Raw genomic sequence first — 21,256 nt, forward strand, 5'->3', positions numbered from 1 at the left:
CCTGGGTGAGGTGTTGCAATGCAGAGAGAGATCTCTGCACGAAAGGGAGGAGATTGAATGAAAAATCTATCGCTTTGGACCTCCGGGATTGCCATTGCACTGGCCACCGCGGCCTATGCAAATGACGACCTGGTTGCCCAGATGGAGAACGCGAAACAGTGGGCGATCCAGACGGGTGACTACAAAAATCAGCGCTATTCCGCACTGGATCAGATCAACGCAGACAATGTTGGTGATCTACAGGTCGCATGGACCTTCTCGACCGGCGTTCTGCGCGGTCACGAGGGTTCGCCGCTGGTGATTGGCGACATGATGTATGTCCACACGCCGTTCCCGAACATTGTCTATGCTCTGGATCTGGCCAATGACGGCAAAATCGTCTGGAAGTATGAGCCTAAGCAGGACCCGGACGTGATTCCGGTTATGTGCTGTGACACGGTGAACCGTGGCGTGGCTTACGCTGATGGCAAGATTTTCCTGCATCAGGCCGACACTAAGGTTGTGGCGCTGGATGCCAAGTCCGGCGATGTCGTGTGGGAAGTCCAGAATGGTGACCCGGCGATTGGTGAAACCAACACAGCCACAGTGTTGCCGATCAAGGACAAGGTCATTGTCGGTATCTCGGGTGGTGAATTTGGTGTACGCGGGTCGGTTACGGCCTATGACATGAACTCGGGCGAGCAGGTTTGGCGCGCCTATTCCATGGGACCGGACTCCGATATCCTGGTTGATCCTGAAAAAACCACCCATCTGGGCAAGCCGGTTGGCGCGGATTCCGGAACCAACACGTGGGAAGGCGATCAATGGAAAATTGGTGGCGGCACCACTTGGGGTTGGTATTCGGCCGATCTGGACGAAAACCTGATGTACTACGGCACCGGGAACCCGTCGACATGGAACCCGGCGCAGCGTCCGGGCGACAATCGCTGGTCGATGACAGTCATGGCCCGCGATATCGATACCGGTATGGCGCGTTGGTTCTATCAGATGACGCCACATGACGAATGGGACTATGACGGCATCAATGAAATGATCCTTTCGGAGCAGGAAATTGATGGCGAGCAGCGCAAACTGCTGACCCATTTCGACCGGAACGGTCTTGGTTACACCATGGACCGGGTGACGGGTGAATTGCTGGTGGCCGAGAAGTTCGATCCGGTGGTCAACTGGACCACGGGCGTCGACATGGATCCCAACAGCGAAACCTACGGTCGTCCTGCTGTTGTTGCTCAATACTCAACCGAGCAGAATGGCGAGGACGTGAACTCGACCGGTATCTGCCCGGCTGCTCTGGGCACCAAGGACCAACAGCCCGCAGCCTATTCGCCAAAGACCGAGCTTATGTACGTGCCGACAAACCACGTCTGCATGGACTATGAGCCGTTCCGCGTGTCTTACACCGCCGGTCAGCCCTACGTGGGTGCGACGCTGGCGATGTATCCGGCGCCGGACAGCCATGGCGGTATGGGCAACTTCATCGCCTGGGACAACACCGACGGTTCCATCAAGTGGTCGATCCCCGAGCAGTTCTCGGTTTGGTCGGGCGCTCTGGCAACGGCAGGTGACATCGTGTTCTATGGCACGCTTGAAGGGTATCTGAAGGCTGTGCATGCCGAGACAGGTGAAGAACTGTATAAGTTCAAGACGCCCTCAGGCATTATCGGAAACGTGATGACCTACGAGCAGGGTGGTAAGCAGTATATCGGCATCCTGTCGGGTGTTGGTGGCTGGGCCGGTATTGGTCTGGCGGCTGGTCTGACCAATCCCAATGACGGTCTGGGCGCCGTGGGTGGCTATGCTGCTCTCAGTGATTACACCGCGCTGGGCGGTCAGCTGACGGTGTTCGCACTGCCGAACTAAGCAAAGGAAATGCCCGGCGCGACCCGTGATGGCCGCGCCGGAACTCTACTTTAAGCAAATGAGATATCCATGAACCACGTTACACGTCTTTTGGCACTTTCACTCATGTCATGCCTTCCTTGTGCCGTGGCAGCGGATAACCTGACTGCCGCATACACCGAGGATGGACGGTATTACACCGAAGACGATATCCCGACTTTCAACGTGGCCGAGGATGGAACCGTGGACTGGATGACATTTTCAGGTTTCCGGCGGTATCACGCGGAATGCCATGTTTGTCATGGTCCGGATGGCGAGGGTTCGACCTATGCGCCGGCTTTGAAAGAGTCAGCGCTGGAAATGGATTATTACGACTTCGTTGATATCGTCACAAATGGCCGCCAGGTGGTGAACGCCGCTGAAAACTCGGTAATGCCGGGATTTGGCGACAACCCGAATGTGATGTGCTTTCTGGATGACATCTATGTATACTTGAAGGCTCATGGGTCGGGTGCGATCCCGCGTGGACGGCCGCCCAAGAAAGAGGCTAAATCTGACGTGATCCGCGAGGATGAAGATGCGTGTATGGGCTAAGGCCTGCCTTGCTATTTGCGGACTTAGCGTCTGGCTCGGTCTGACGCTGCCGGTGCAGGCGCAGACCTCTGATCTGGTTTCAAAAACAGCTTTTCGCGTGTGCGCGGATCCTGCCAATTATCCAGTGTCATCCGAGGATGGAACGGGATATGAAAACAAGCTGGCGGAATTGATTGCGGCAAAGCTTGAACTGCCCGTGCAATATGTTTGGTTTCCTCAGGCGACGGGCTTCATACGGAACACGCTTGCCGCAAAGCGTTGCGATGTGGTGATCGGCTATGCGCAAGGTCATGAGTTGGTGCAAAACACCAACCACTACTACACGTCTGCTTATACCTTAATTGTACCAAAGGATGGCGACCTGGCTCAGGTCGACACGTTGAACGATCCGATGCTCAAGGGGCGGCGGATCGGCATTATTGCCGGCACACCGCCTGCGGCGCATATGGCGCGGAACGGACTGATCGGACAGGCCAAGCCTTATAACCTCTTTGTTGACCGACGTGTGGAAAGCCCAGCCATCGACATGCTGGATGATCTGCAATCGGGTGAGATTGATGTGGCCATTCTTTGGGGTCCACTGGGCGGGCCTTTGGTCAAGGCAGACTACCCTGATTTCAAGGTGATCCCGCTGGTCAAAGAAGAGCTGCCGCCGCGTCTGTTTTACCGCATCACCCTGGGCGTGCGTCAGGGTGAGAAGGTTTGGCAGCGGCAGTTGAACTCGCTGATCCGCCGTAATCAGGATGAGATCAATTCAGTATTGGCCGAGGCAGGCGTTCCACTTGTGAATGATCTTGGGACCGAGGTATTGGACCTGTCTCAATGATGCGGGCCACGGTAGCAATTGCGCTAATCTCGACTGCGGCAACAGCGCAGACAGTTCCCGAGCCAAGTGACTACCGCATGGATCACTACCGCGCACCGGTGCCGGATCAGATAACCGGTGGAACAACCATCGGTCCGGAAGAGGCGCACGGCCTGTGGCTGGATCAGAGCGTTGCGTTCATCGACGTTTTGCCGCAGCCGCCCAAACCAGCCAATTTGCCTGAAGGCACGATCTGGCGGGACAAGCCGCGCGACAGTATTCCAGGAGCAATCTGGTTACCCAATGTCGGCTACGGAGCAATCGCAGAGGTCACTGCAGACTATTTTCGATCCGGTTTAGAGGCCAGCACCAATGGCGATATCAACCAAGGTGTCGTGTTCTTTTGCCTGGAAGATTGCTGGATGAGCTGGAATGCCGCCCGACGCGCAATCGAATGGGGATACGCAAAGGTCTACTGGCTTCCAGAGGGTACCGACGGCTGGGCATTGTGGGGCTATCCGCTGGATCGGGTCGAGCCGGCCCCGGGCCAACCCGTTACCGGAGGCGGTTGATCTAGAAGCCCGCCAGTTTCTTGTGCAAATGACTGACCGTACCGTCAGTATCCGTCATGGTCACATCGACCGCTTGCGCCCTGCTTGGAACAGATATGCCAACCCTCGGATTTTCGGACAGTGAAATCGACCCCGTCATCTGGATATACCCGGCACCATCAAGATCGATATCCACGGTTTCAACATATCGCATCGGTATGAAAAGCAAAGAAATCTGATCCATCTGCATTCCGGAATGCGACGGGTGATCAATGCTGAGATCCATCTTGTTGGCGCGATCCGCACCCAGTTTGGACAGCCGCTTCAGCGTGTTCAGCGCAGGCACACGGCCGACCAGTTCGGCCTCCATCGTTCCAAGGTTAGCCAAGGCCAGTTCCGGGTCAGTCCCAGGAGGCGCCGCGCAAGCGCCAACACCAGAGGTCTTGACGAAAGTTTCTGACACCCACAGGCGTCCATCGGTGGTCTCGGCGACGACGTGCATCGGGGTCGGACCGTTCACACGCATGGTCACATCGAAGTAGAAGCTCGGCAGTGGCTCTTCCAACTCGAACACGGCGGAAACCGGCATCGGGTTTTCATCCAACACCAAAGTCACCTTGGCCACTTTCGCCCCCCGAGGGGCTACGACCTGAGCCGCCAGTTGAGCCCGCGCGTCATCGAGTGTGCGATAAGGTGCATCAATCGCGATCAACGCATCTCCGTTCTGCATCGGTCTGTCGCCATAAAGCAGAGCTCGGACATTTTCCCATGCCTCGTTGGATGCCCAAACCGGGGCCGCCAACACACTGAACACGGCCGCAATCAGATGAGATGCTTTCATTGTTGTTCTCCTTGCAGGAACCTGCCAAAGGCACGTGGTCCATCACAGGTTTCTATTGTTTCTACCACCGACAGTGCCTGCGGGTCCACGATGCTGACGGTGTTGTCGAACCAGTTTGCAATGACCACCAGATCTTCGCCTGCCGTCGTATCAATGCCTTCGGGATATTCTCCAACATCAATCACAGCCTCATGTTCGAGCGTCTCAAGAGACATGACGCTGAGGGTATTGGCATATTGGTTCGTGACGAACACGCGACCATGGGCGAAGGCGATGCCATATGGGCGTTCACCAACTGGGATCGTTGCGGTGACGGCGCCGGTTTCAGCATCGACCAGGCTGACATCGTTGCTGCCGACATTGCCGACGAACAGACGCTCATCGGGGGCAAAACGCAGTCCGAAGGGGCGCGTTCCAACCGGGCTGCGGTGCAGTAGCTGAAGAGTGTCGGCATCAAATACCGACACTTGATCCGCGTCCTTGTCGGCCGACGCCAGAAAACGCCCGTCTTTCGATATCGCGATACCCGCCGGGGCGGCTCCGGTGGATAACTCGGTTTGCACCTTCAGAGTTTTGCTGTCCAGAACCCAAAGACGGGCGTTGTACCAATCCGAGACAAAAACCCGTCCGCGTTCTTGATCCAAAGCGATTCCGATTGGCCCCCCTTCAAGAGTGACTTGCGCTATCGCTTCACCGGTCTCAGCAGACAAACGCCTCACTGTTTTGCTGTCCGGGGACACGGTGAACAGCGTTTCATCCAAACCAACCGCCACACCCGCAGGCTTTCCGGGTAATGGCCAACGGGCTGTTTCCTGCATTTGTGCAAGATCGATCCGACTTAGTTCCTCACCGTTTTGACAGGTGATAAACGCTGTCTCTGCCAGTGTCGGGCTGCCAGAGAGCGCCAAGAACAACATCAGCGGGTGGTTAACTTGCCGCACCAAACCGCTCGATCAGCGCGTCGAGACCTGCCTGATAGACGCCGGTTACGGCGGCAACGGCGGCTTCGTCATTCAACTCGGCCGGAGGATCGTTGTTTGGATACCCGCGATAGAAAGCCCCGCGCCATTCGATGATCGAACCACCTCCGTCGCGCGGTTTTACCGTCAGATGCGACGAGTAGTTGGTGACAGGCAGTACCTCTACCGCGACCTCGGTGATCCGGTAGGAGTAGCTCATTTTGTCTTCGCTGTACTTGTAAAGGATTTCATTGATCGTTGGCCCGGCTTCCTGACCAAGTGTCAGCAATCGGGTCGCATCAATCGCGTTGCCGCCGTTGCCTTCGGTCGCAAACACAGCCGGATGCCAAGACATGTCATCAAAGTTCCCGACAACGGCCCAGACTTCCTCTGGTGAGGCTGCGACCTCGGCAGACAGCGTGACTTTCTGCCTGGTAGGCCCATGGGCCCAAACCTGACCCGGAACCAGCAGAGCGGCGGTTGCAGCAAGAAGAAGTCGTCGATTCATTCCATGTCCTCCCTGAATGCGCTGAGCGTTTACACGCCGGCTCCGTCACAGCGTGCCTCCTGTCAGAATTGACGTGCGAGCTCACGTTATCGGTCACCCGTGACACCCCCTGAGAAATCGAGGGAAGCCGCGGGAAACCATAGCAAGATCAACCGTATACGCGCATTCTTATAAAATAAGAATCGAGCTCAATGATGAAGCTGTTAGGCTTTGTTTTACAACACGGCCAAAAGTATCGGTTCCGTTTTTCGGGGCGCTATGCCCCGGTTGGTTCAACTTGAACTCTGACATTCAGGCAACGGGAGGACATCTTGAGTATTCGCCTGCTGTCGCTGCTTGCGGCGCTTCTTTGGTATGCATCTGCGATGACCGCGGCGGCGCTCGATGTAAAGGCTGCGGTGCTGCGGATCGACTATCCATCGCTTCTGCCTATCTCGCGATATGATCTGAAACCCGACGATCTGGGGTTTGCTGGTGCGGCGCTTGGGGATGAGGATAACGGAACTACGGGCGGATTTCTGGGACATACCTATGAGACCGTCACTATTGCCGTTTCGCCGGAAGAGGCCGACGCCGCAATGGACCGGATCCTTGCCGGCGGCGTACGCCTGATCGTCCTTTTGGCCAAAGCCCCTGACGTACTGCGCCTGACGGACAAGGCGGCAGAGTCCGGGGCGCTTGTTTTCAACGTGTCTGCGCCTGATATCGACTTGCGCGACGCAAACTGCCGGGGCAACCTGCTTCATATCGCACCGTCCCGTGGCATGAAAGCCGATGCTGTTGCACAGTTTGCCGTCTGGAAGAAATGGGGCGACTGGTTCCTGTTGGCCGGATCCAACCCCGAGGATGTCAAGCTCGCCGACGCGTATCGCCGCGCGGCGAACAAGTTTGGCGCGAAGATCACCGAAGATCGGACCTTTGCGGATACAGGGGGATCTCGCCGAACGGATTCCGGTCATGTCCTAGTTCAGCGACAATTGCCACTGGACACACAGGATGTACGAGACCACGATGTTGTGATCGCCGCTGACGAAACCGACTATTTTGCGCGCTATCTGTCTTATCACCTTTGGACTCCGCGTCCTGTGATGGGTTCCGGCGGTCTGCGCCCGACGACGTTTCATGGAGCCCATGAAGCTTGGGGCGCGACGCAGTTCCACACCCGTTTCGAGGAAATGACGGGTCGATACGTGCGCCCGGAAGATTACAATACGTGGCTTGCTTTACGGGTTATCGGTGAGGCCGTGACCCGTGCCAGCACAGCCGAACCGGAAGGTGTACGTGATTATGCCCTTTCGGACCAGTTCGAACTTGCGGCTTTCAAAGGACAGAAAGTGACGTTCCGCGACTGGAACGGGCAGCTACGCCAGCCGATCCTTCTGTATGACGGGTCAATCACTGTCAGTGTCAGCCCGCAGGAGGGATTTCTGCACCAGGTCTCGCCGCTCGATTCAATGGGATTGGATCGGGCGGAATCCAGCTGTCACGCTTTTGAGTAACCGGAGGTTTTGATGAAACGACTATTGCTGAGCGTTGCCTTTGCTGCGCTTGCCTCGGGTCCGGCGCTGGCGGGCAAGGCTTTTGTCTCGAATGAGCGGGGCAACACCATTACCGTAGTTGATACCGAAACCTGGGACGTGATCACCGAATTTCCGGGCGGCAACCGCCCACGCGGCATCACTGTCAGCCCGGATGGCAGCAAACTGTATGTATGTGCGTCTGACGACAATATTATTCGGGTGTTTGATACTTCGACTTATGAGGAATTGCCCAGCTTGCCTTCTGGCCCGGATCCCGAGCTCTTCATTCTCGAACCCTCGGGTAAGCGGCTCTATATCGCCAATGAAGACGACAATCTGGTGACGGTTACAGACACCGAAACCCGCACCGTTCTGGCCGAGATTCCGGTAGGTGTCGAGCCCGAAGGCATGGGAATGAGCCCCGACGCCAAATTTGTGGTCAACACGTCCGAGACCACCAATATGGCGCATTTCATTTCCACCGAGGATTATTCCATCAAGCATAATGTCTTGGTCGACCAGCGCCCACGCTATGCCCAGTATACGGCGGATGGAAAACGCCTGTTCGTGACATCGGAAATAGGCGGAACCGTCACGGTAATGGACATTGCAGAAGACGGAACGCCGACGGTTGTTGGCAAAATCAGCTTCGAAGTGGCGGGCGTGCAACCGGAGTGGTTGCAACCCGTCGGTGCCAAGGTGACTTCGGACGGCAAACGTCTGTTCGTTGCTTTGGGGCCCGCAAACCGGGTCGCCGTTGTTGACGCGCAAAGCCTTGAAGTTCTGGACTATATCCTGGTTGGGCAACGGGTCTGGCAGCTCGATTTCACGCCGGACGAAAAATATCTGCTGACCACAAATGGTAATTCAAACGACATCACAATCATTGATGTGGCTGCAGAGAAAGCCATCAAATCAGTACAGGTCGGTCAACAGCCCTGGGGCGTGGTGACCATTGACTGAAGTTCTGGGAGGGACGGGAATGAAGAAATTAGTGATCGCAGTGATGATTGCAGCGTTGGGTGGACCAGTATCGGCGGCGCCACTGTGTGACGATCTGGGATTCGCCGGACTTCTGGCGAAATGCAACCGGGGAGAAACCATAAAGCTGACACTCGCCTCAGGGCAGCCGCTGGGTGAAGACGTGGTTCTGCAATCCGGCGCGTATTACAAGCTTGAGATCACCGCTGATGGTTCAGCGGAACTGGCCATCGAGGGGCCATCGTTCTTTCGCGCGATCTGGATGAACGAAATCGTGATTAACAAGATCGAAATTCGTCCGATGGCGGTAGATAGCATCGAGTTTGACAAGGCTGGCGTGGCTGAATTGTCGTTTATCGCAATCAAACCCGGCAGTCATGAAATTCGCATCCCTGGGTCCACGGGTGAAACGCAACGCATCACTGTTAGTATTCAATAGAGAAGGGATAGGTACATGAAAAATATTGGAATTTTTATAATCACCGGACTTTTGGCGGCGCCGGCTTCCGCCGACGAAGTTGATACCGAAACAGTGGAAAGGATTGAGGCCTATCTTGCCTCTATCGAATGCCAGATGGACCCGGATGACATCGAGGTAGAAGACGATGGGTATGATCTGGATGACGTCATTTGTAAGGGTGGCAACCAGTTCGATATCAAGCTGGACAAGGATTTGAATGAAGTCAGCCGAAAAGCGGAATAGCGAATAAACAGGATTGAGCCATGACCAAACTATTTGCCGCCTGCCTTGCACTTGCACTCATTTCGGGGGCTCTGGCCGCTGAGACCCTGCCGACCATTCGGGCGGCCGTACTCAAGATAGGTACGGTGAATTGGGAACTGGAGACCATTCGCCAGAACGGTCTGGATCGGAAACATGGCTTTATCCTTGATATTCAACCTTTTGCCGACAATGGCGCAACGCGCATTGCGGTTGAAGGCGGCGAAGCCGATCTAGCCGTTGCCGATTGGATCTGGGTTGCTCGACAAAGGGCTGCGGGCAAGGGCTATGTTTTCATTCCCTATTCCAAAGCAGTTGGTGGCGTGGTTGTACCCGCTGACAGCCCTGCGACCAGTTTGAGGGATCTGGCCGGTGGCAAGATCGGCATCGCGGGTGGCCCGCTGGATAAATCCTGGCTGATTTTGCGCGCCTATGCAGCACGGGAATATGGGATGGACTTGAAAGCCGACACCGAGCAGGTGTTCGGTGCGCCCCCTCTGATCTTCAAATCTGCTTTGAACGGTGACTATGCCGGCGCGATCAATTTTTGGCATTTTCTGGCCAAGATGAAAGCGTCCGGCATGAAAGAGCTGATCTCGGTTGAGGGTGCTGGGCAGGCTTTGGGGCTCGACACAAATACACCCCTGCTGGGTTATTACCTGAAAGAGAGTTTTCTGAACGAACACCCCGACCTTGCGCAAAGCCTGTTTGCCGCCAGCCGCGATGCCAAGGACCTGCTGGCCAATTCGCCTGAGGCGTGGGAGGCGATCAGACCGCGCATGAACGTCACGTCCGATGCACAGTTTGAACAACTCAAGTTCGATTGGATCGCCGGTATTCCCGATCGCCGCCCGGTAGACGAGGTTGCGGCCAACAAGATGCTGGAACTTATGGCCGAATTAGGCGGGGCTGAACTGGTGGGCGCTGCGACGACTGTGCCACCGGGTCTTTTTGCTGACGTGGAATAGGATCAGATGCAAAACGCGCGCCTTACGCCGCTTATGTCTATCGCAGGCCTTGTCGCGTTGTGGATTGTTTCAGCGTCTCTGACCGCTGATCCTCAGATTCTGCCGCAACCTTGGGATCTGATTCCCCGGTTTCAGCAAGAACTTGCGTCAGGCGAATTGCTACGCAGCCTTGGCGCGACTCTGTTACGCGTGATCTGGGCCTTCGTGTTGGCGATGACCTTGGGAACGATCATTGGCCTGGCCATGGGGCGGTCGGATGCGCTGAACCGCTGGCTCGATCCATGGCTGGTTATCTTCCTGAACCTGCCCGCGTTGGTTCTGATCGTGCTGTGTTATCTCTGGATCGGGCTGACCGAAGCTGCGGCGATCACCGCAGTTACGCTGAACAAAATTCCCAATGTCGCAACGATCCTCCGAGAGGGCGGCAGGGCCCTAAGCCCAGATCTGGATGCGATGGCACAGGTCTACCGGATGTCGTGGCAAACGCGACTGCGTCATGTGATCCTGCCGCAGCTTGCCCCGTTTATCGCCGCTGCTGCACGGTCTGGGCTTTCTCTGATCTGGAAAATCGTGCTTGTGGTCGAATTTCTTGGGCGATCATCCGGTGTCGGGTTCCAAATCCACTTGTATTTTCAGCTGTTTGATGTGGCTATGGTGCTGGTTTACGCATTCTCGTTCATTGCGGTCATGCTGGTCGTTGAGTGGTTGGTTCTACAGCCTTTGGAGCGTAACGCTCGACGGTGGAGAACTGCATGATCCAAATTGACATCCACAAAAAGCACTTTGAAAACGATGCCGTTCTGGGCCCCATTGCCTTTGAAATCGCTGTCGGGGAAACAGTCGCTCTGACCGGGCCCTCGGGCATTGGAAAGACGACGCTGCTGAGATTGGTGGCAGGCATTGACCCGAACTTTGAAGGCCATATCGTTCGGCCGGATCGACTGGCCATTGTATTTCAGGAACCCACTTTGCTGCCATGGCGTTCGGCTATCGATAATCTGACCCTGATTCATGGCGACCTGTCGCAGGCTGAGGCCGACGCCGCGCTGACTGACGTGGGTTTGGAAGGAAAGGGGGATTTGTTTCCCGGCCAGTTGTCACTGGGTCAGCAGCGCCGGCTTTCTTTGGCACGCGCATTTGCCGGGCAGCCTGAGTTTCTGATTATGGACGAGCCCTTTGTGTCTCTGGATTCTGAAACAGCCGAGACGATGCTGACCCTGACCGAGGACCTCATCATGCGGCACCGACCGGCGACCCTGTTCGTGACGCATTCCAGACCAGAAGCAAATCGGCTTTCCGACCGGATCCTAAACCTGATATCCGGGCCAGACGGGGCCGTTCTGGGTTAGGGGTCATTCGCAGACTTCGTCGCGGCACCGGGTGCGGTACGATAGATGAAAGGCGCATCCGCTTTGGCGGCATGTTCGTTTGCCTGGTTTTGCAGGGTCTGATGAAGGGGTGATTTGATGCAAACGGGATCGGTGGCGCTTGCGTCTCCGACAACGGCCATGGCCTGACAGCGGCAGCCGCCAAAATCAATGGTTTTGCGTTCGCAGGTTTTGCACGGGTCCGACATCCATTCCGTTCCGCGATAAGCATTGAACGCGCTGCCACTGTACCAGATATCCGCAAGCGGTTTGTCCTGCACCCTGTCAAATGTCAGATGCGGGATGGACTGTGCCGCATGGCAAGGCAGAACCAGACCGTCTGGCGCCACGTTCAGCCCGGTTGTGCCCCAACCGCCCATACATCGCTTGGGATAGTCATCATGATAGTCCGCCGGGACATAATCGATGACCAGTTGTCCCTTGAGGTCCTTCCTGGCCTCGGCCACCTGTCTCGTCACCTGTTGCGCCTGTTCCCGCGTCGGCATCAAGGCGTCCCTGTTCTTCAAGGCCCAGCCGTGGAATTGTACGGTTGCAACTTCGATCCGTCGCGCTCCCATTTCGCGCGCCAGTTCCAGCGCCCGCGGCAGTTGGTGGGCATTGTGACGGTGCAGCACGAAGTTCAGGGTCAGCGGAAACCCGATTTTTTTGATCCATTCGACCGTTTTCATTTTGCGGTCAAACCCACCTCGGTAGCCGCCTACCTTGTCGGCCATCGCGGCGTCAGTGCCCTGAAGAGAAAGCTGGATGTGGTCCAGGCCGACTTCGTCCAGCTCATGCAGGCGTCGCTCGGACAGTCCGATCGCCGAAGTGATCAGGTTGGTATATAGTCCAGCCTCACGCGCGGCGTTGACCAGCGCAACCAAGTCTCGGCGGGATGCGGGTTCTCCACCTGACAGATGCAATTGCAAGACGCCAAGCGCCGCCGCTTCTCTGAAAACACGTGCCCAGGTTTCGGTATCCATTTCGCTGTCGAGTTTGGCCATTTCGACTGGGTTGGAGCAATAGGGGCAGGACAATGGGCATCGATGCGTCAGCTCGGCCAGCATGGCAATTGGGGGAGGGGTTTTTACCTGCATCAAATGACATCCAGAAAACGACGCACCCGAAGGGCATCCAGAAACCCCGAGCTGTCTTCGACAATCTGTTCTTTCGGGGCGTTGTACTTCTTTGACAGGCTTACGGTGATCTGACCAAAGCTGCGTTGGCCGTCTACTTCGCTCAGAATCGCATGTCCGATCTGATCCAACGTCACGGCCCGTTCAGGTGCCAGCAGAACCCATTGTTCCCGCACAGAATCGTACTGGATGCGGACACCACGCGGAAGCAAGGGGACCTCCTGCGCCAACATCATGATGCCTGCCGCATCCGTAAACCGGTGTCCGGCTTCCATGCCCCGGGAGGAATTCGGGCAGGTTCGACATAAGCGCCCCACAAGGCATCCAGCTGCGACCAGAGGACATCGGTCTTGAATATCAGTGCTTTGGCTGCCGCTTCCTGTTTTTCTGCAGTGTCGGCATGATCCAATACCCATGCCAGGCCAAAGGCCACATCCTTGGGGGCTTCTTTCAGGCGGTTGCGGAAATAGGCAAGTGAGCTGTCATCCGCAAAATCGTAATGCTGAAGCAGGCCTTCGATCCTGTTGGCGTGAATCTTGGGAGCAAACAGTTCAGTGAGTGAGGCCGCAACCGCTTCCAGCAACGACTTTTCACGGACGTATCGCACGTAAGCGTCCACCGCAAATTTGGTGGCAGGCAATACGCCGTCACATGAGGCGACATATTCCGGATCCAGACCGACTGCTTCGGCCAGTCGCAACCAGCGCCGGATACCACCTTCGTTGTCTTCCGTGCCGTCATGATCTTCGATCCGCGACCGCCAGGCTCGGCGCAGCGCGGGATCATCTACACGCGACATGAAGGCGGCGTCCTTCATCGGGATGGAATGCTGATAATAGTAGCGGTTGATCACCCAGGCCCGCACTTCGTCAGGCGTGCATTGACCACCGTGCAGGCGATGATGAAAAGGATGCAAGTCGTGGTAACGCTCGGCTCCGATCTGACGAAGCCGGGCCTCGAACTCTTTGCGGCTTTGGGTCATAGTGTTATCTCCATGCCATCTTGGCCTATCGTCCAGCCTTTGGCCCGTGCCTGAGCGTTCTCAGTGCTGTCGGGGCGCAGAACCGGATTGGTGTTGTTCATGTGGATAAACACTTTCCGGCCGATTTTCATATCAGCGAAACCGACGATCGATCCATCTGGGCCGTCCATCGACATATGGCCCATGCGCTTGCCCGTTTTCTGACCCAGCCCGGCCTGCACCATTTCTGTGTCGTGCCAAAGCGTGCCGTCGAAAAACAAAAGATCGGCCTCGTCAAGCCGAGCGCGCAACTCGGGCGTCAATGCGGCGCAGCCCGGTATATAATACGCCGTCTTCCCTTGTGTGCTTAGTGCCACCCCGACAGTTTGTTCGCCAACCAGCTCGGTTTCGACGTGTTCCCCTTCAAGATACAGAGGCACTTTGCCGGGCACAGGGAACAAAGTTGCCTCCAAGCCTGAAACCAGCTCGAATGTCTCATTCAACGAGATCGACGCGCGTTTCACGACCGAGGCGTTCAAGGCGTCGAATATCGGATTCTGCGCTAGAACATCCTGAATACTTTGAGTTGCAAACAGCGTAAATGGCTGCATCTCGCGCAACGTGAGCAAGCCAGCCACATGGTCAATATCACCGTTTGTAACCAGCACAGAATTAATCGGCATCTCGCGCAACCCAGTCGGATACAGGAGAGGAGTATTGCCGAGCTGTGCTCGAATATCCGGAGATGCGTTCAGGATGGCCCAGTTCTGACCATCGGGGGACACGGCGAGTGATGACTGCGTCTGCGCGGGAATAACTCCGCTTCGGGCCAGATTGCAGTTCTCACATCCGCAATTCCATTGCGGAAGGCCGCCTCCAGCAGCGGCCCCAAGTATTATTGCGCGCAACGTCATCTATTGTTGGCGCTTGCGGCTGATCAGATCAGGCCGCCACCGCGCTCATCGTCATGATCGGGGCCGTACATGTTGATTTCCATGCCGCATTCGATTTCGCGAATAACAGGTCTGTTCCAAGCCATATCAGGGTCCTCCTCCTAAGGTGTGCTGGATTCTAATGTGGCAGGACTTATCGGATGGTGCGACTCTTAATTCATAAGAAAGAATTAGACTTTGGTCGGTACTCAGCTGTCATCCAATAACGGAGCGACACCTTGAAGGCAAAACCCTTGATTGCGTATGGTTTTGATTTCAAACCCAAAATCGTCTGACGCTAGCTTTCTTCTCAGATACCCAATATAGACGTCCACCACATTTTCGTTGCTGGATCCTTCCTGCGACCAAAGCGTGTCAAACAGCTCTCCCCGGGAAATTGGCGATCCGGCCTGGCTGTTGAGCAACGTGAGCAGATCGAATTCACGTTCGGTGAGTGCAATGCTTGTCTCTCGGATTGAAATTGTTCTGTCCCGCGTGGATAGCCGCGCGGGGTCCGGGCGGTGAGAGAGTGCGCGCTGTTCCTGTACTTGCAATCGGGCGACAAGTTCATCAAAGCTGAACGGCTTTACGACATAGTCATCGGCTCCGGCTTCCAGCCCTGCGGCGCGATGGTCGACATCCGATAGCGCCGACAACATCAGGATCGGGATTCCGACCCCAGCACGGCGCGCAGCTCGGACCAGTTCGACACCGCTATCCGTTCCCAGCATCACATCAACAATCGCACCTGAGAATGCACCGCTTTTCAACCGTTCCAACCCTTGGTCGGCGCGGTTTTCAGCCTCGGCTGAGTAGCCGTGCAGCGTCAGGCCCCGGACAAGGGCCGACGTGATTCTGGGGTCGTCATCTATGATCAGAAGCTTGGAGACCATGTATTTATTCTATGCCTTCGCCAGCGGTAATCGAATGCAGACAATTGTACCGGCATTTGATCCCAGAGCATTGTTGCGAGGAACCGGGCTTGCCACCGAAATGGTTCCTTCATGGGCCTCGACGACCCATCTGGCCAGTGCCAGCCCGACACCGAAGCCCTGACTGTTTGCCGCCCCTCCCTGAACAAACCGCTCGAAGATCCGGGTTTGGGCGCCATCGGGAATGCCGGGGCCGTTATCCGTTAGCTGTATTTGAACACCGCTGTCTACTGTTTGACCGGACAGTAACAACGCCTTCCCTTCGCGCGCATGTCGGATCGCATTGCGTATCAGGCTAAGCAGGACCTGACGAATCCAATTCAGGTCACAGTGCAACGAACAATCCGGGAATCGGCTCGTTTCAAGCTGCATGTTGGCGCTGTCGATTTCAGGCTGAATGTCGCTGACAATTGTTTGTATCAGATCGCATAGTGCAACGTTAGTTGGTTCCAGAGCCAGCTCACCGGTTTCGGATCGGGCGACGCGTAGCAAATCATCGATGCTCTGGTTCAGTTTTGCGGCGCTGTTTTCGATTGTTGCCAACACCTCTGGCGCGGTCTGGACATCCCTCTGGCCAATCTGAGCTTCCATCATGATCACCGTCAGCGGTGTGCGCAGTTCGTGACTGACATCAGCAAAAAAGCGGCGCCGGTTTTCGTCAATCTTGGACAGGGATTCGTTTGCAGCGCTAAGTTCCCGGGTTCGCTGGGCAATGGTCTCGTTTAACCGGGCCCACTCTGCGTCAACCTCGGCCTGGCGTTGTCTCAATGCAGCCGCCATGCGGTTGGTCTCGCCATATAACTGGCCGATCTCATCATTGCGGGTTTGCGGCAACGAAATTGCGAATTCGGATTGGCCGACCTGAACCGCCGCATTGCGCAGCCGATCCAGGCGAGAGAACTGCGGCCGCACCAGACCAAAGTAGAACCACGCCGTGCTGAGCAAGGCGAATAATGCCAGTGTCAGTGCCACCCAAGTCAGAACCAGGCGGGTCCTTTCGATCCCGGCCAATACGGAATTTCGAAACAGAACCTCGGTATTCACCGCCTGACTGAGCAGAGGATCAAACGCCGACGCAAACGAGTCGACATGGGCACGCAGCCACGCCTGATCGGCCTCCGCGTCGGCCAGCCCTTCCAGCGTGCTGGCCAGAAGCGCCTCCATTCTGGCCAGACCCAAGGATTGGGTTCCGTAACGCGATTGTTCGTCCAGCCCCAGGGACTGAACCGCGGCAACAGCGTCTTCCACATCAGAACGAAGCTGCAGAAACGTTGTCGCAATCTGGTCTCGGATCGGGGAAAGGCGATCAATTCGTGACTCGACTGTTTGGCCGGTTTGTATCGACTCGGTTGCGATCACAAGAAAGGTGGCGGCCTGGGTCGACAGAGCCGCATAGCGTGCCATACGGGTTTCCGAAGCCAGCGCGGTTTCCAGACGGCTGGCGACGTTCTGCATCCCGAAGTAAAGGGTTGCGGCCGCCAGCAAGGTGCCTGATCCAAGCACGACGGCACCAAGGCCCAGCCGGGTTTTCAGAAGCAGACTGCGCTTTGCGGTTTGTGGCGCGGCTGTCACGATTTCCGCCTCATCAGGCCCCGGGCCGGATCATACCCCCAAACGGCGATCGCGCTCAGTATCGCAGTTGATGCCAGAACCCACAGCAGGGCCCCCCAGTTGATCTGCAAGTAAAGCAGAAACCGGATCAACTCGACCACATGCGTGAAAGGATTGAGCGCACAGATATCACGCAGCAACGGCGAGCTTTCAGCCATTTTCCACAGCGGATAGAGGGCGGAAGACAAGAAGAACATCGGGAAGATGACAAAGTTCATCACGCCGGCGAAATTCTCTAGTTGCCTGATGAAACTGGACAGCACCAGCCCCAGCGCGCCCAGCATCAGACCGCCCAGAACCAATCCCGGTAGAACCGCGATATATCCGGGCAACGGCAGGACAATGCCGAACAAAGCGGCCAATGCGAGAAACGTATAGACCTGCAGGATGGATATCGCCGTTGATCCCAGCAGGCGGCAGAACAACAACCACCAGCGCGGGAACGAACTGGTCAGCAGCAGACGCATCGAGCCCATTTCGCGGTCATAGACAAGGCTCAGTGAGCTTTGCATCCCATTGAACAACAGAACCATCGCACAGAGGCCAGGGATGATATAGGTCTCGTAGGTGATATAGGTCTGATAGGGTGGAATTATCGACAGGCCCAGGGCGGCACGAAACCCTGCAGCGAAAATCAAAAGCCAGACCATTGGCCGAACCAGAGCTGCGAGAAATCGTTCACGTTGATGGATGAAACGCAGAAACTCGCGTCCGATGATGGCACGTGCGACACCCAGTAACCCGCTCATGTCGCAACCTCGGTTCGGGACAGGAACCAGTCGGACAGGGTTTGATCCCCCCGTAGGCTGCCTGTCTGCCCACTGGCAATAATCTGACCGCAATGCAGAACCAGCAACTGGTCGTCGTCGCGCACTTCATCTGTCAGGTGCGTGGCCCACAAGATGCACAACCCCTGTTCCGCCAGGTCGTGCACATGGTCGGTTATCGCGTGCCGTGCCGCGGCATCAAGCCCAACTGTTGGCTCGTCCAACAGCAACACCGATGGTTCGTGTAGCAGGGCACGAGCCAGCTCCATCCGACGGCGATGACCGCCATTAAGATCGCGTACACGTTCCCCGGCACGTTCCCGCATGTTCAGCCGATCCAGCGCTGCGTCGATACGGTCGGGGACATCGGATCGAGGTAGCCCATGCAGCGCGGCAAAATAGGTCATGTTCTGGCGTACCGTCAAACCCAGATCCAGTGTCGGTTGCTGAAAGACCACGCCGAGCTTTGCCAGCGCCTTGCGCGGGGATTGGCGAAGATTATGGCCTGCGACCGTGATTTCACCATCTGGCGCCACTAGCAATCGCGTGAGCAACGACACCAGTGTCGATTTCCCAGCCCCATTCGGACCAAGCAGACCGCAGAACGTCCCCGCCGACACGTCAAAAGAGACAGCATCCAAAGCCGTCTTGGCGCCATAGTGAAAACTCAGGTCGCGTACCGCGAGACCAGGATTGGATTCCGCCGAAGGGCGCGCGTCTGACATTCTTCCTCCGTCCCGGACCGTGGGTCTTGACAGCAGCTTGCAATGTCGGGCCGCGTTTCTCAACCTTCCAGTCTGAGGCTCGACCACGACTTAAGTATGTGAAGGTTCACGGATTTGATGCATGTGCCCGCAGGATTTGTCGCGACGTTTCGACCAACTGAGTTTGTGAGGCGAAGCGGTGCCTGATTGGCGGTAGCAACCGTATTGCGGAAACCGCTCTTCAGTTCGCGGCCAGCAAAAATGATCGTAACTCGTTGAAGGCGGGGGATCTGCTGAACGATGGAGTAAATTTCGCCACCATTGCACTCGGAAGCTTCAACGAGGCTGAAAAAGGGCGGACCAGATCGCCAGAGTCCAGCAAGTTCTGTACCAGAACTTCGTGCGCCATCAACACGCCGCCGCCATGACGCGCCTCCTCCAGTGCGACAGAATATAGCGAGTGTACAGTTCCCGTCTGCGGCACGTTTGCTCCACCAGGCTGACTGTTCAACCAATTGCCCCAATCATTTGCCCACGACCCGTCATGGAGAAGTGTTTCCTTCGAAAGATCCGAAACAGAATTCAATCTGTCCGCGACTGAGGGGGCGCAAACTGGGAAAATCACATCTTCCGCTATTCTGATTTCGTTTGCTCCGATCAGCTCACTAGTAAAAAACAAGGTCATGTCAAAAGGTTCACGCGCGAGGTTTGGCGGTGTTTCGAGTGCAACAACAGACACGGACAAATCCGGAGCAATACGCCTTAGCTTTCCAAGCCGCGGGGCCAGCCACAACTGCGCGATCGACGGCAACGCAGCAACTTTGACCTTCCGGGGCAAGGCCTTGCTTCGGAGTTCCTGCACAGCCATTCCCAATTGGTCAAACGCCTGGCTAAACCCGGGCAAAAGCTCTTCGGCGAGCGCCGTCATCTCAACCCCACGGGCATTTCGGACAAAAAGTTGGGTGCCCGCCCAAGCTTCCAGGGTCTTGACGTGCTGGGTTATCGCGCCCGCGGTAACGGATAGCTCGTCTGCCGCAGCGGCAAAACTTCCCAGCCGAGCTGCTGCCTCAAATGCTCGCAGGGCATTGAGATGTGGACCTTTTGGACGACGAGGAGAAAGTGACATCTACTTGAGCCTTAGTTTTTCTGCGGCAAATAAATAGCAATACTGATTTGCTTCCGCCAGTGAAACTCTGGATTTTGGATTAAACCAAAACGCATCGGAGGAGCCCGGATGTCGCGGCACTTTGAAAATCCAGTCGGGACGACCGATCCCGTCGTCGCAGAAGCTCTTGCAAACGAGAAAAAGCGTCAGCAGAATCAAATTGAGCTGATCGCGTCCGAAAACATCGTCAGCCGTGCAGTGCTCGATGTCCTCGGACATGAGATGACCAACAAGACGCTTGAGGGGTATCCGGGTAACCGGTTCCACGGAGGTGGTCAGTTCGTCGACGTCGTCGAGCAAGCGGCAATCGACCGCGCCAAGGAATTGTTCGGGTGCGACTATGCCAACGTTCAGCCCCATTCCGGCAGCCAGGCGAACCTTGCTGTTTTCTTTCTGCTACTCAAGCCTGGCGACAAGGTCTTGTCGCTGGATCTGGCAGCTGGCGGTCACCTGAGTCACGGCCTGAAAGCCAACCTGTCGGGTCGCTGGTTCGAATCGCATCACTATGGTGTTGATGCCGACTCTGAAGTTATTGACTGTGATGCGCTGGAAAAACTGGCTGAGGAAATCCAGCCTAAGCTGTTGATCACGGGTGGTTCTGCCTATCCGCGCGAAATCGACTTTGAGCGCATGGGGCAAATCGCGAAGAAGGTGGGCGCACATTTCCACGTGGACATGGCTCATATTGCCGGGCTTGTCGCGGCTGGCGCGCATCCCTCGCCTTTCCCACACGCTGACATTGTAACTTGCACCACGACAAAAACACTGCGAGGCCCGCGTGGCGGACTGATCCTCACGAACAACGTGGACTGGTTCAAGAAGCTGCAGTCTGCGGTTTTCCCCGGCGTTCAGGGCTCAATCCACAGCCAGGTACTGGCAGCCAAAGCTGTTTGTCTCGCAGAAGCGCTTACGGACGAGTTCAAGGATTACGGAGCACAGGTTAAAGCCAACGCCGCCAAACTTGCAGAAACCTTGCAGACCCGGGGCTTGCGTATTGTTTCCGGTGGCACCGACACGCACCTGGTACTCGTGGATCTCAGCCCAAAGGGTATCACGGGCAAACGTGCTGAGGTCGTCCTGGAAAAGACCAATATCACGGCAAACAAAAACGCGATCCCCAATGACAGCACACGTCCGACAGAATGGGTTGGGTTGCGTCTGGGCGTGAGCGCAGCCACGACCCGCGGAATGAAGGAAGCCGAGTTCGAAGAGTTGGGCAATGTGATTGCGGACTTGATCGAAGCTGAGGCAGCAGGTGATGCTGACGCGACAGTCCTGCGCTGTAAAGCTACAGTCGCCGTGTTGTGCGCGTCATTTCCCACCTATGCGGTGTAAACACTCCTTGCCCGGAAATGGCCCAGTTCCTTACGCTGTGTCTGCGATCAAGTTCTCGT

25 protein-coding genes are annotated in these 21,256 nt (G+C 56.3%); 12 read left to right on the forward strand and 13 right to left on the reverse strand.

Features of this window, described 5'->3' with window-relative positions; translation table 11 throughout:
- Nucleotides 1-57: 57 nt before the first annotated feature.
- The 4 genes from xoxF5 to AC2FFA_RS08785 all read left to right on the forward strand — a co-directional run bounded on the left by xoxF5 (nt 58) and on the right by AC2FFA_RS08785 (nt 3,810).
- Nucleotides 58-1,860: a lanthanide-dependent methanol dehydrogenase XoxF5 gene (gene xoxF5 / locus AC2FFA_RS08770; protein WP_117873005.1), complete on the forward strand. Its 1,803-nt coding sequence runs from the start codon at nt 58-60 to the stop codon at nt 1,858-1,860.
- A gap of 69 nt (nt 1,861-1,929) precedes the next feature.
- Nucleotides 1,930-2,433: a c-type cytochrome, methanol metabolism-related gene (locus tag AC2FFA_RS08775; protein WP_117873006.1), complete on the forward strand. Its 504-nt coding sequence runs from the start codon at nt 1,930-1,932 to the stop codon at nt 2,431-2,433.
- Nucleotides 2,417-3,259, forward strand: a complete 843-nt coding sequence (locus AC2FFA_RS08780; protein WP_496851186.1) for a substrate-binding domain-containing protein — start codon at nt 2,417-2,419, stop codon at nt 3,257-3,259. Before AC2FFA_RS08775 ends, AC2FFA_RS08780 begins: the two co-directional genes overlap by 17 nt.
- Nucleotides 3,259-3,810 (forward strand): PQQ-dependent catabolism-associated CXXCW motif protein, encoded by a 552-nt coding sequence (locus tag AC2FFA_RS08785; RefSeq protein WP_496670961.1) that lies wholly within the window; start codon nt 3,259-3,261, stop codon nt 3,808-3,810. The genes AC2FFA_RS08780 and AC2FFA_RS08785 overlap by 1 nt, the downstream gene beginning before the upstream one ends.
- Nucleotide 3,811: 1 nt before the next feature.
- On the opposite strand, the gene AC2FFA_RS08790 is transcribed toward AC2FFA_RS08785, so the two are convergent.
- Genes AC2FFA_RS08790 through AC2FFA_RS08800 form a run of 3 tightly spaced genes read right to left on the reverse strand, consistent with a single transcriptional unit; the run spans nt 3,812 to nt 6,097 of the window.
- Complete coding sequence (locus tag AC2FFA_RS08790) at nt 3,812-4,630, reverse strand: quinoprotein dehydrogenase-associated SoxYZ-like carrier (protein WP_496851188.1); 819 nt, start codon at nt 4,628-4,630, stop codon at nt 3,812-3,814.
- The gene (locus AC2FFA_RS08795; RefSeq protein ID WP_496851189.1) at nt 4,627-5,571 is read right to left on the reverse strand and encodes a YncE family protein; all 945 of its coding nucleotides are present in this window, start codon (nt 5,569-5,571) and stop codon (nt 4,627-4,629) included. Before AC2FFA_RS08795 ends, AC2FFA_RS08790 begins: the two co-directional genes overlap by 4 nt.
- On the reverse strand, nt 5,558-6,097 hold the full coding sequence (locus AC2FFA_RS08800; protein WP_496851190.1) for an SRPBCC family protein: 540 nt from the start codon (nt 6,095-6,097) through the stop codon (nt 5,558-5,560). Before AC2FFA_RS08800 ends, AC2FFA_RS08795 begins: the two co-directional genes overlap by 14 nt.
- Nucleotides 6,098-6,462: 365 nt before the next feature.
- On the opposite strand from AC2FFA_RS08800, the gene AC2FFA_RS08805 reads away from it, so the two are divergent.
- From AC2FFA_RS08805 to AC2FFA_RS08835, 7 genes are read left to right on the forward strand one after another with little or no spacing between them, the layout of a single operon-like run.
- On the forward strand, nt 6,463-7,596 hold the full coding sequence (locus AC2FFA_RS08805; RefSeq protein ID WP_117874013.1) for an ABC transporter substrate-binding protein: 1,134 nt from the start codon (nt 6,463-6,465) through the stop codon (nt 7,594-7,596).
- 12 nt (nt 7,597-7,608) lie between these two features.
- The gene (locus AC2FFA_RS08810) at nt 7,609-8,580 is read left to right on the forward strand and encodes a YVTN family beta-propeller repeat protein (protein ID WP_496851192.1); all 972 of its coding nucleotides are present in this window, start codon (nt 7,609-7,611) and stop codon (nt 8,578-8,580) included.
- A gap of 19 nt (nt 8,581-8,599) precedes the next feature.
- Nucleotides 8,600-9,037, forward strand: coding sequence for a cupredoxin domain-containing protein (locus AC2FFA_RS08815; protein WP_117873013.1), 438 nt, complete (start codon nt 8,600-8,602; stop codon nt 9,035-9,037).
- 15 nt (nt 9,038-9,052) lie between these two features.
- Nucleotides 9,053-9,301, forward strand: a complete 249-nt coding sequence (locus AC2FFA_RS08820; RefSeq protein WP_117873014.1) for a PepSY domain-containing protein — start codon at nt 9,053-9,055, stop codon at nt 9,299-9,301.
- A 20-nt stretch (nt 9,302-9,321) separates the two neighbouring features.
- Nucleotides 9,322-10,287, forward strand: coding sequence for an ABC transporter substrate-binding protein (locus AC2FFA_RS08825; RefSeq protein ID WP_496851194.1), 966 nt, complete (start codon nt 9,322-9,324; stop codon nt 10,285-10,287).
- Nucleotides 10,288-10,293: 6 nt separating this feature from the next.
- A complete protein-coding gene (locus AC2FFA_RS08830; protein WP_496851195.1) occupies nt 10,294-11,043 on the forward strand; it encodes an ABC transporter permease in 750 nt (249 codons plus the stop codon).
- Entirely contained in the window at nt 11,040-11,636 is a 597-nt protein-coding gene (locus AC2FFA_RS08835) for an ABC transporter ATP-binding protein (RefSeq protein WP_496851197.1), read from the forward strand. Before AC2FFA_RS08830 ends, AC2FFA_RS08835 begins: the two co-directional genes overlap by 4 nt.
- Here AC2FFA_RS08835 and pqqE read toward each other — a convergent pair.
- From pqqE to AC2FFA_RS08885, 10 genes are all read right to left on the reverse strand, one after another.
- The gene (gene pqqE / locus AC2FFA_RS08840) at nt 11,633-12,751 is read right to left on the reverse strand and encodes a pyrroloquinoline quinone biosynthesis protein PqqE (protein ID WP_496851199.1); all 1,119 of its coding nucleotides are present in this window, start codon (nt 12,749-12,751) and stop codon (nt 11,633-11,635) included. The genes AC2FFA_RS08835 and pqqE overlap by 4 nt on opposite strands.
- Nucleotides 12,751-13,023, reverse strand: coding sequence for a pyrroloquinoline quinone biosynthesis peptide chaperone PqqD (gene pqqD / locus AC2FFA_RS08845; protein WP_496851340.1), 273 nt, complete (start codon nt 13,021-13,023; stop codon nt 12,751-12,753). Before pqqD ends, pqqE begins: the two co-directional genes overlap by 1 nt.
- Nucleotides 13,023-13,772: a pyrroloquinoline-quinone synthase PqqC gene (pqqC, locus tag AC2FFA_RS08850; RefSeq protein WP_496670309.1), complete on the reverse strand. Its 750-nt coding sequence runs from the start codon at nt 13,770-13,772 to the stop codon at nt 13,023-13,025. The genes pqqD and pqqC overlap by 1 nt, the downstream gene beginning before the upstream one ends.
- The gene (gene pqqB / locus AC2FFA_RS08855; RefSeq protein ID WP_496851202.1) at nt 13,769-14,665 is read right to left on the reverse strand and encodes a pyrroloquinoline quinone biosynthesis protein PqqB; all 897 of its coding nucleotides are present in this window, start codon (nt 14,663-14,665) and stop codon (nt 13,769-13,771) included. Before pqqB ends, pqqC begins: the two co-directional genes overlap by 4 nt.
- A gap of 23 nt (nt 14,666-14,688) precedes the next feature.
- Nucleotides 14,689-14,790 (reverse strand): pyrroloquinoline quinone precursor peptide PqqA, encoded by a 102-nt coding sequence (gene pqqA / locus AC2FFA_RS08860; protein WP_117873022.1) that lies wholly within the window; start codon nt 14,788-14,790, stop codon nt 14,689-14,691.
- 102 nt (nt 14,791-14,892) lie between these two features.
- Nucleotides 14,893-15,576 carry a response regulator transcription factor gene (locus tag AC2FFA_RS08865; protein WP_496670314.1) on the reverse strand — a complete coding sequence of 228 codons (684 nt, stop codon included), beginning with the start codon at nt 15,574-15,576 and terminating at the stop codon, nt 14,893-14,895.
- Between the two features lie 9 nt (nt 15,577-15,585).
- Nucleotides 15,586-17,187: a sensor histidine kinase gene (locus AC2FFA_RS08870; protein WP_496851204.1), complete on the reverse strand. Its 1,602-nt coding sequence runs from the start codon at nt 17,185-17,187 to the stop codon at nt 15,586-15,588.
- Entirely contained in the window at nt 17,184-17,975 is a 792-nt protein-coding gene (locus AC2FFA_RS08875; RefSeq protein WP_496851206.1) for an ABC transporter permease, read from the reverse strand. The genes AC2FFA_RS08870 and AC2FFA_RS08875 overlap by 4 nt, the downstream gene beginning before the upstream one ends.
- Complete coding sequence (locus AC2FFA_RS08880; RefSeq protein WP_496719378.1) at nt 17,972-18,718, reverse strand: ABC transporter ATP-binding protein; 747 nt, start codon at nt 18,716-18,718, stop codon at nt 17,972-17,974. The genes AC2FFA_RS08875 and AC2FFA_RS08880 overlap by 4 nt, the downstream gene beginning before the upstream one ends.
- Before the next feature lie 220 nt (nt 18,719-18,938).
- Entirely contained in the window at nt 18,939-19,823 is an 885-nt protein-coding gene (locus AC2FFA_RS08885) for a LysR family transcriptional regulator (RefSeq protein WP_496684727.1), read from the reverse strand.
- Between the two features lie 108 nt (nt 19,824-19,931).
- On the opposite strand from AC2FFA_RS08885, the gene AC2FFA_RS08890 reads away from it, so the two are divergent.
- Nucleotides 19,932-21,197 (forward strand): 2-methylserine hydroxymethyltransferase, encoded by a 1,266-nt coding sequence (locus AC2FFA_RS08890; protein ID WP_299897700.1) that lies wholly within the window; start codon nt 19,932-19,934, stop codon nt 21,195-21,197.
- The last annotated feature ends 59 nt before the right edge of the window (nt 21,198-21,256 follow it).

Source organism: Ruegeria sp. YTSB088 (assembly GCF_059609825.1).

Coding starts and splice junctions, on each gene's coding strand:
- xoxF5 (WP_117873005.1), top strand. CDS start 58: ATGAAAAATCTATCGCTTTGGACCTCCGGGATTGCCATTGCACTGGCC.
- AC2FFA_RS08775 (WP_117873006.1), top strand. CDS start 1,930: ATGAACCACGTTACACGTCTTTTGGCACTTTCACTCATGTCATGCCTT.
- AC2FFA_RS08780 (WP_496851186.1), top strand. CDS start 2,417: ATGCGTGTATGGGCTAAGGCCTGCCTTGCTATTTGCGGACTTAGCGTC.
- AC2FFA_RS08785 (WP_496670961.1), top strand. CDS start 3,259: ATGCGGGCCACGGTAGCAATTGCGCTAATCTCGACTGCGGCAACAGCG.
- AC2FFA_RS08790 (WP_496851188.1), bottom strand. CDS start 4,630: ATGAAAGCATCTCATCTGATTGCGGCCGTGTTCAGTGTGTTGGCGGCC.
- AC2FFA_RS08800 (WP_496851190.1), bottom strand. CDS start 6,097: ATGAATCGACGACTTCTTCTTGCTGCAACCGCCGCTCTGCTGGTTCCG.
- AC2FFA_RS08805 (WP_117874013.1), top strand. CDS start 6,463: ATGACCGCGGCGGCGCTCGATGTAAAGGCTGCGGTGCTGCGGATCGAC.
- AC2FFA_RS08810 (WP_496851192.1), top strand. CDS start 7,609: ATGAAACGACTATTGCTGAGCGTTGCCTTTGCTGCGCTTGCCTCGGGT.
- AC2FFA_RS08815 (WP_117873013.1), top strand. CDS start 8,600: ATGAAGAAATTAGTGATCGCAGTGATGATTGCAGCGTTGGGTGGACCA.
- AC2FFA_RS08820 (WP_117873014.1), top strand. CDS start 9,053: ATGAAAAATATTGGAATTTTTATAATCACCGGACTTTTGGCGGCGCCG.
- AC2FFA_RS08825 (WP_496851194.1), top strand. CDS start 9,322: ATGACCAAACTATTTGCCGCCTGCCTTGCACTTGCACTCATTTCGGGG.
- AC2FFA_RS08830 (WP_496851195.1), top strand. CDS start 10,294: ATGCAAAACGCGCGCCTTACGCCGCTTATGTCTATCGCAGGCCTTGTC.
- AC2FFA_RS08835 (WP_496851197.1), top strand. CDS start 11,040: ATGATCCAAATTGACATCCACAAAAAGCACTTTGAAAACGATGCCGTT.
- pqqE (WP_496851199.1), bottom strand. CDS start 12,751: ATGCAGGTAAAAACCCCTCCCCCAATTGCCATGCTGGCCGAGCTGACG.
- pqqD (WP_496851340.1), bottom strand. CDS start 13,023: ATGTTGGCGCAGGAGGTCCCCTTGCTTCCGCGTGGTGTCCGCATCCAG.
- pqqC (WP_496670309.1), bottom strand. CDS start 13,772: ATGACCCAAAGCCGCAAAGAGTTCGAGGCCCGGCTTCGTCAGATCGGA.
- pqqB (WP_496851202.1), bottom strand. CDS start 14,665: ATGACGTTGCGCGCAATAATACTTGGGGCCGCTGCTGGAGGCGGCCTT.
- pqqA (WP_117873022.1), bottom strand. CDS start 14,790: ATGGCTTGGAACAGACCTGTTATTCGCGAAATCGAATGCGGCATGGAA.
- AC2FFA_RS08865 (WP_496670314.1), bottom strand. CDS start 15,576: ATGGTCTCCAAGCTTCTGATCATAGATGACGACCCCAGAATCACGTCG.
- AC2FFA_RS08875 (WP_496851206.1), bottom strand. CDS start 17,975: ATGAGCGGGTTACTGGGTGTCGCACGTGCCATCATCGGACGCGAGTTT.
- AC2FFA_RS08880 (WP_496719378.1), bottom strand. CDS start 18,718: ATGTCAGACGCGCGCCCTTCGGCGGAATCCAATCCTGGTCTCGCGGTA.
- AC2FFA_RS08885 (WP_496684727.1), bottom strand. CDS start 19,823: ATGTCACTTTCTCCTCGTCGTCCAAAAGGTCCACATCTCAATGCCCTG.
- AC2FFA_RS08890 (WP_299897700.1), top strand. CDS start 19,932: ATGTCGCGGCACTTTGAAAATCCAGTCGGGACGACCGATCCCGTCGTC.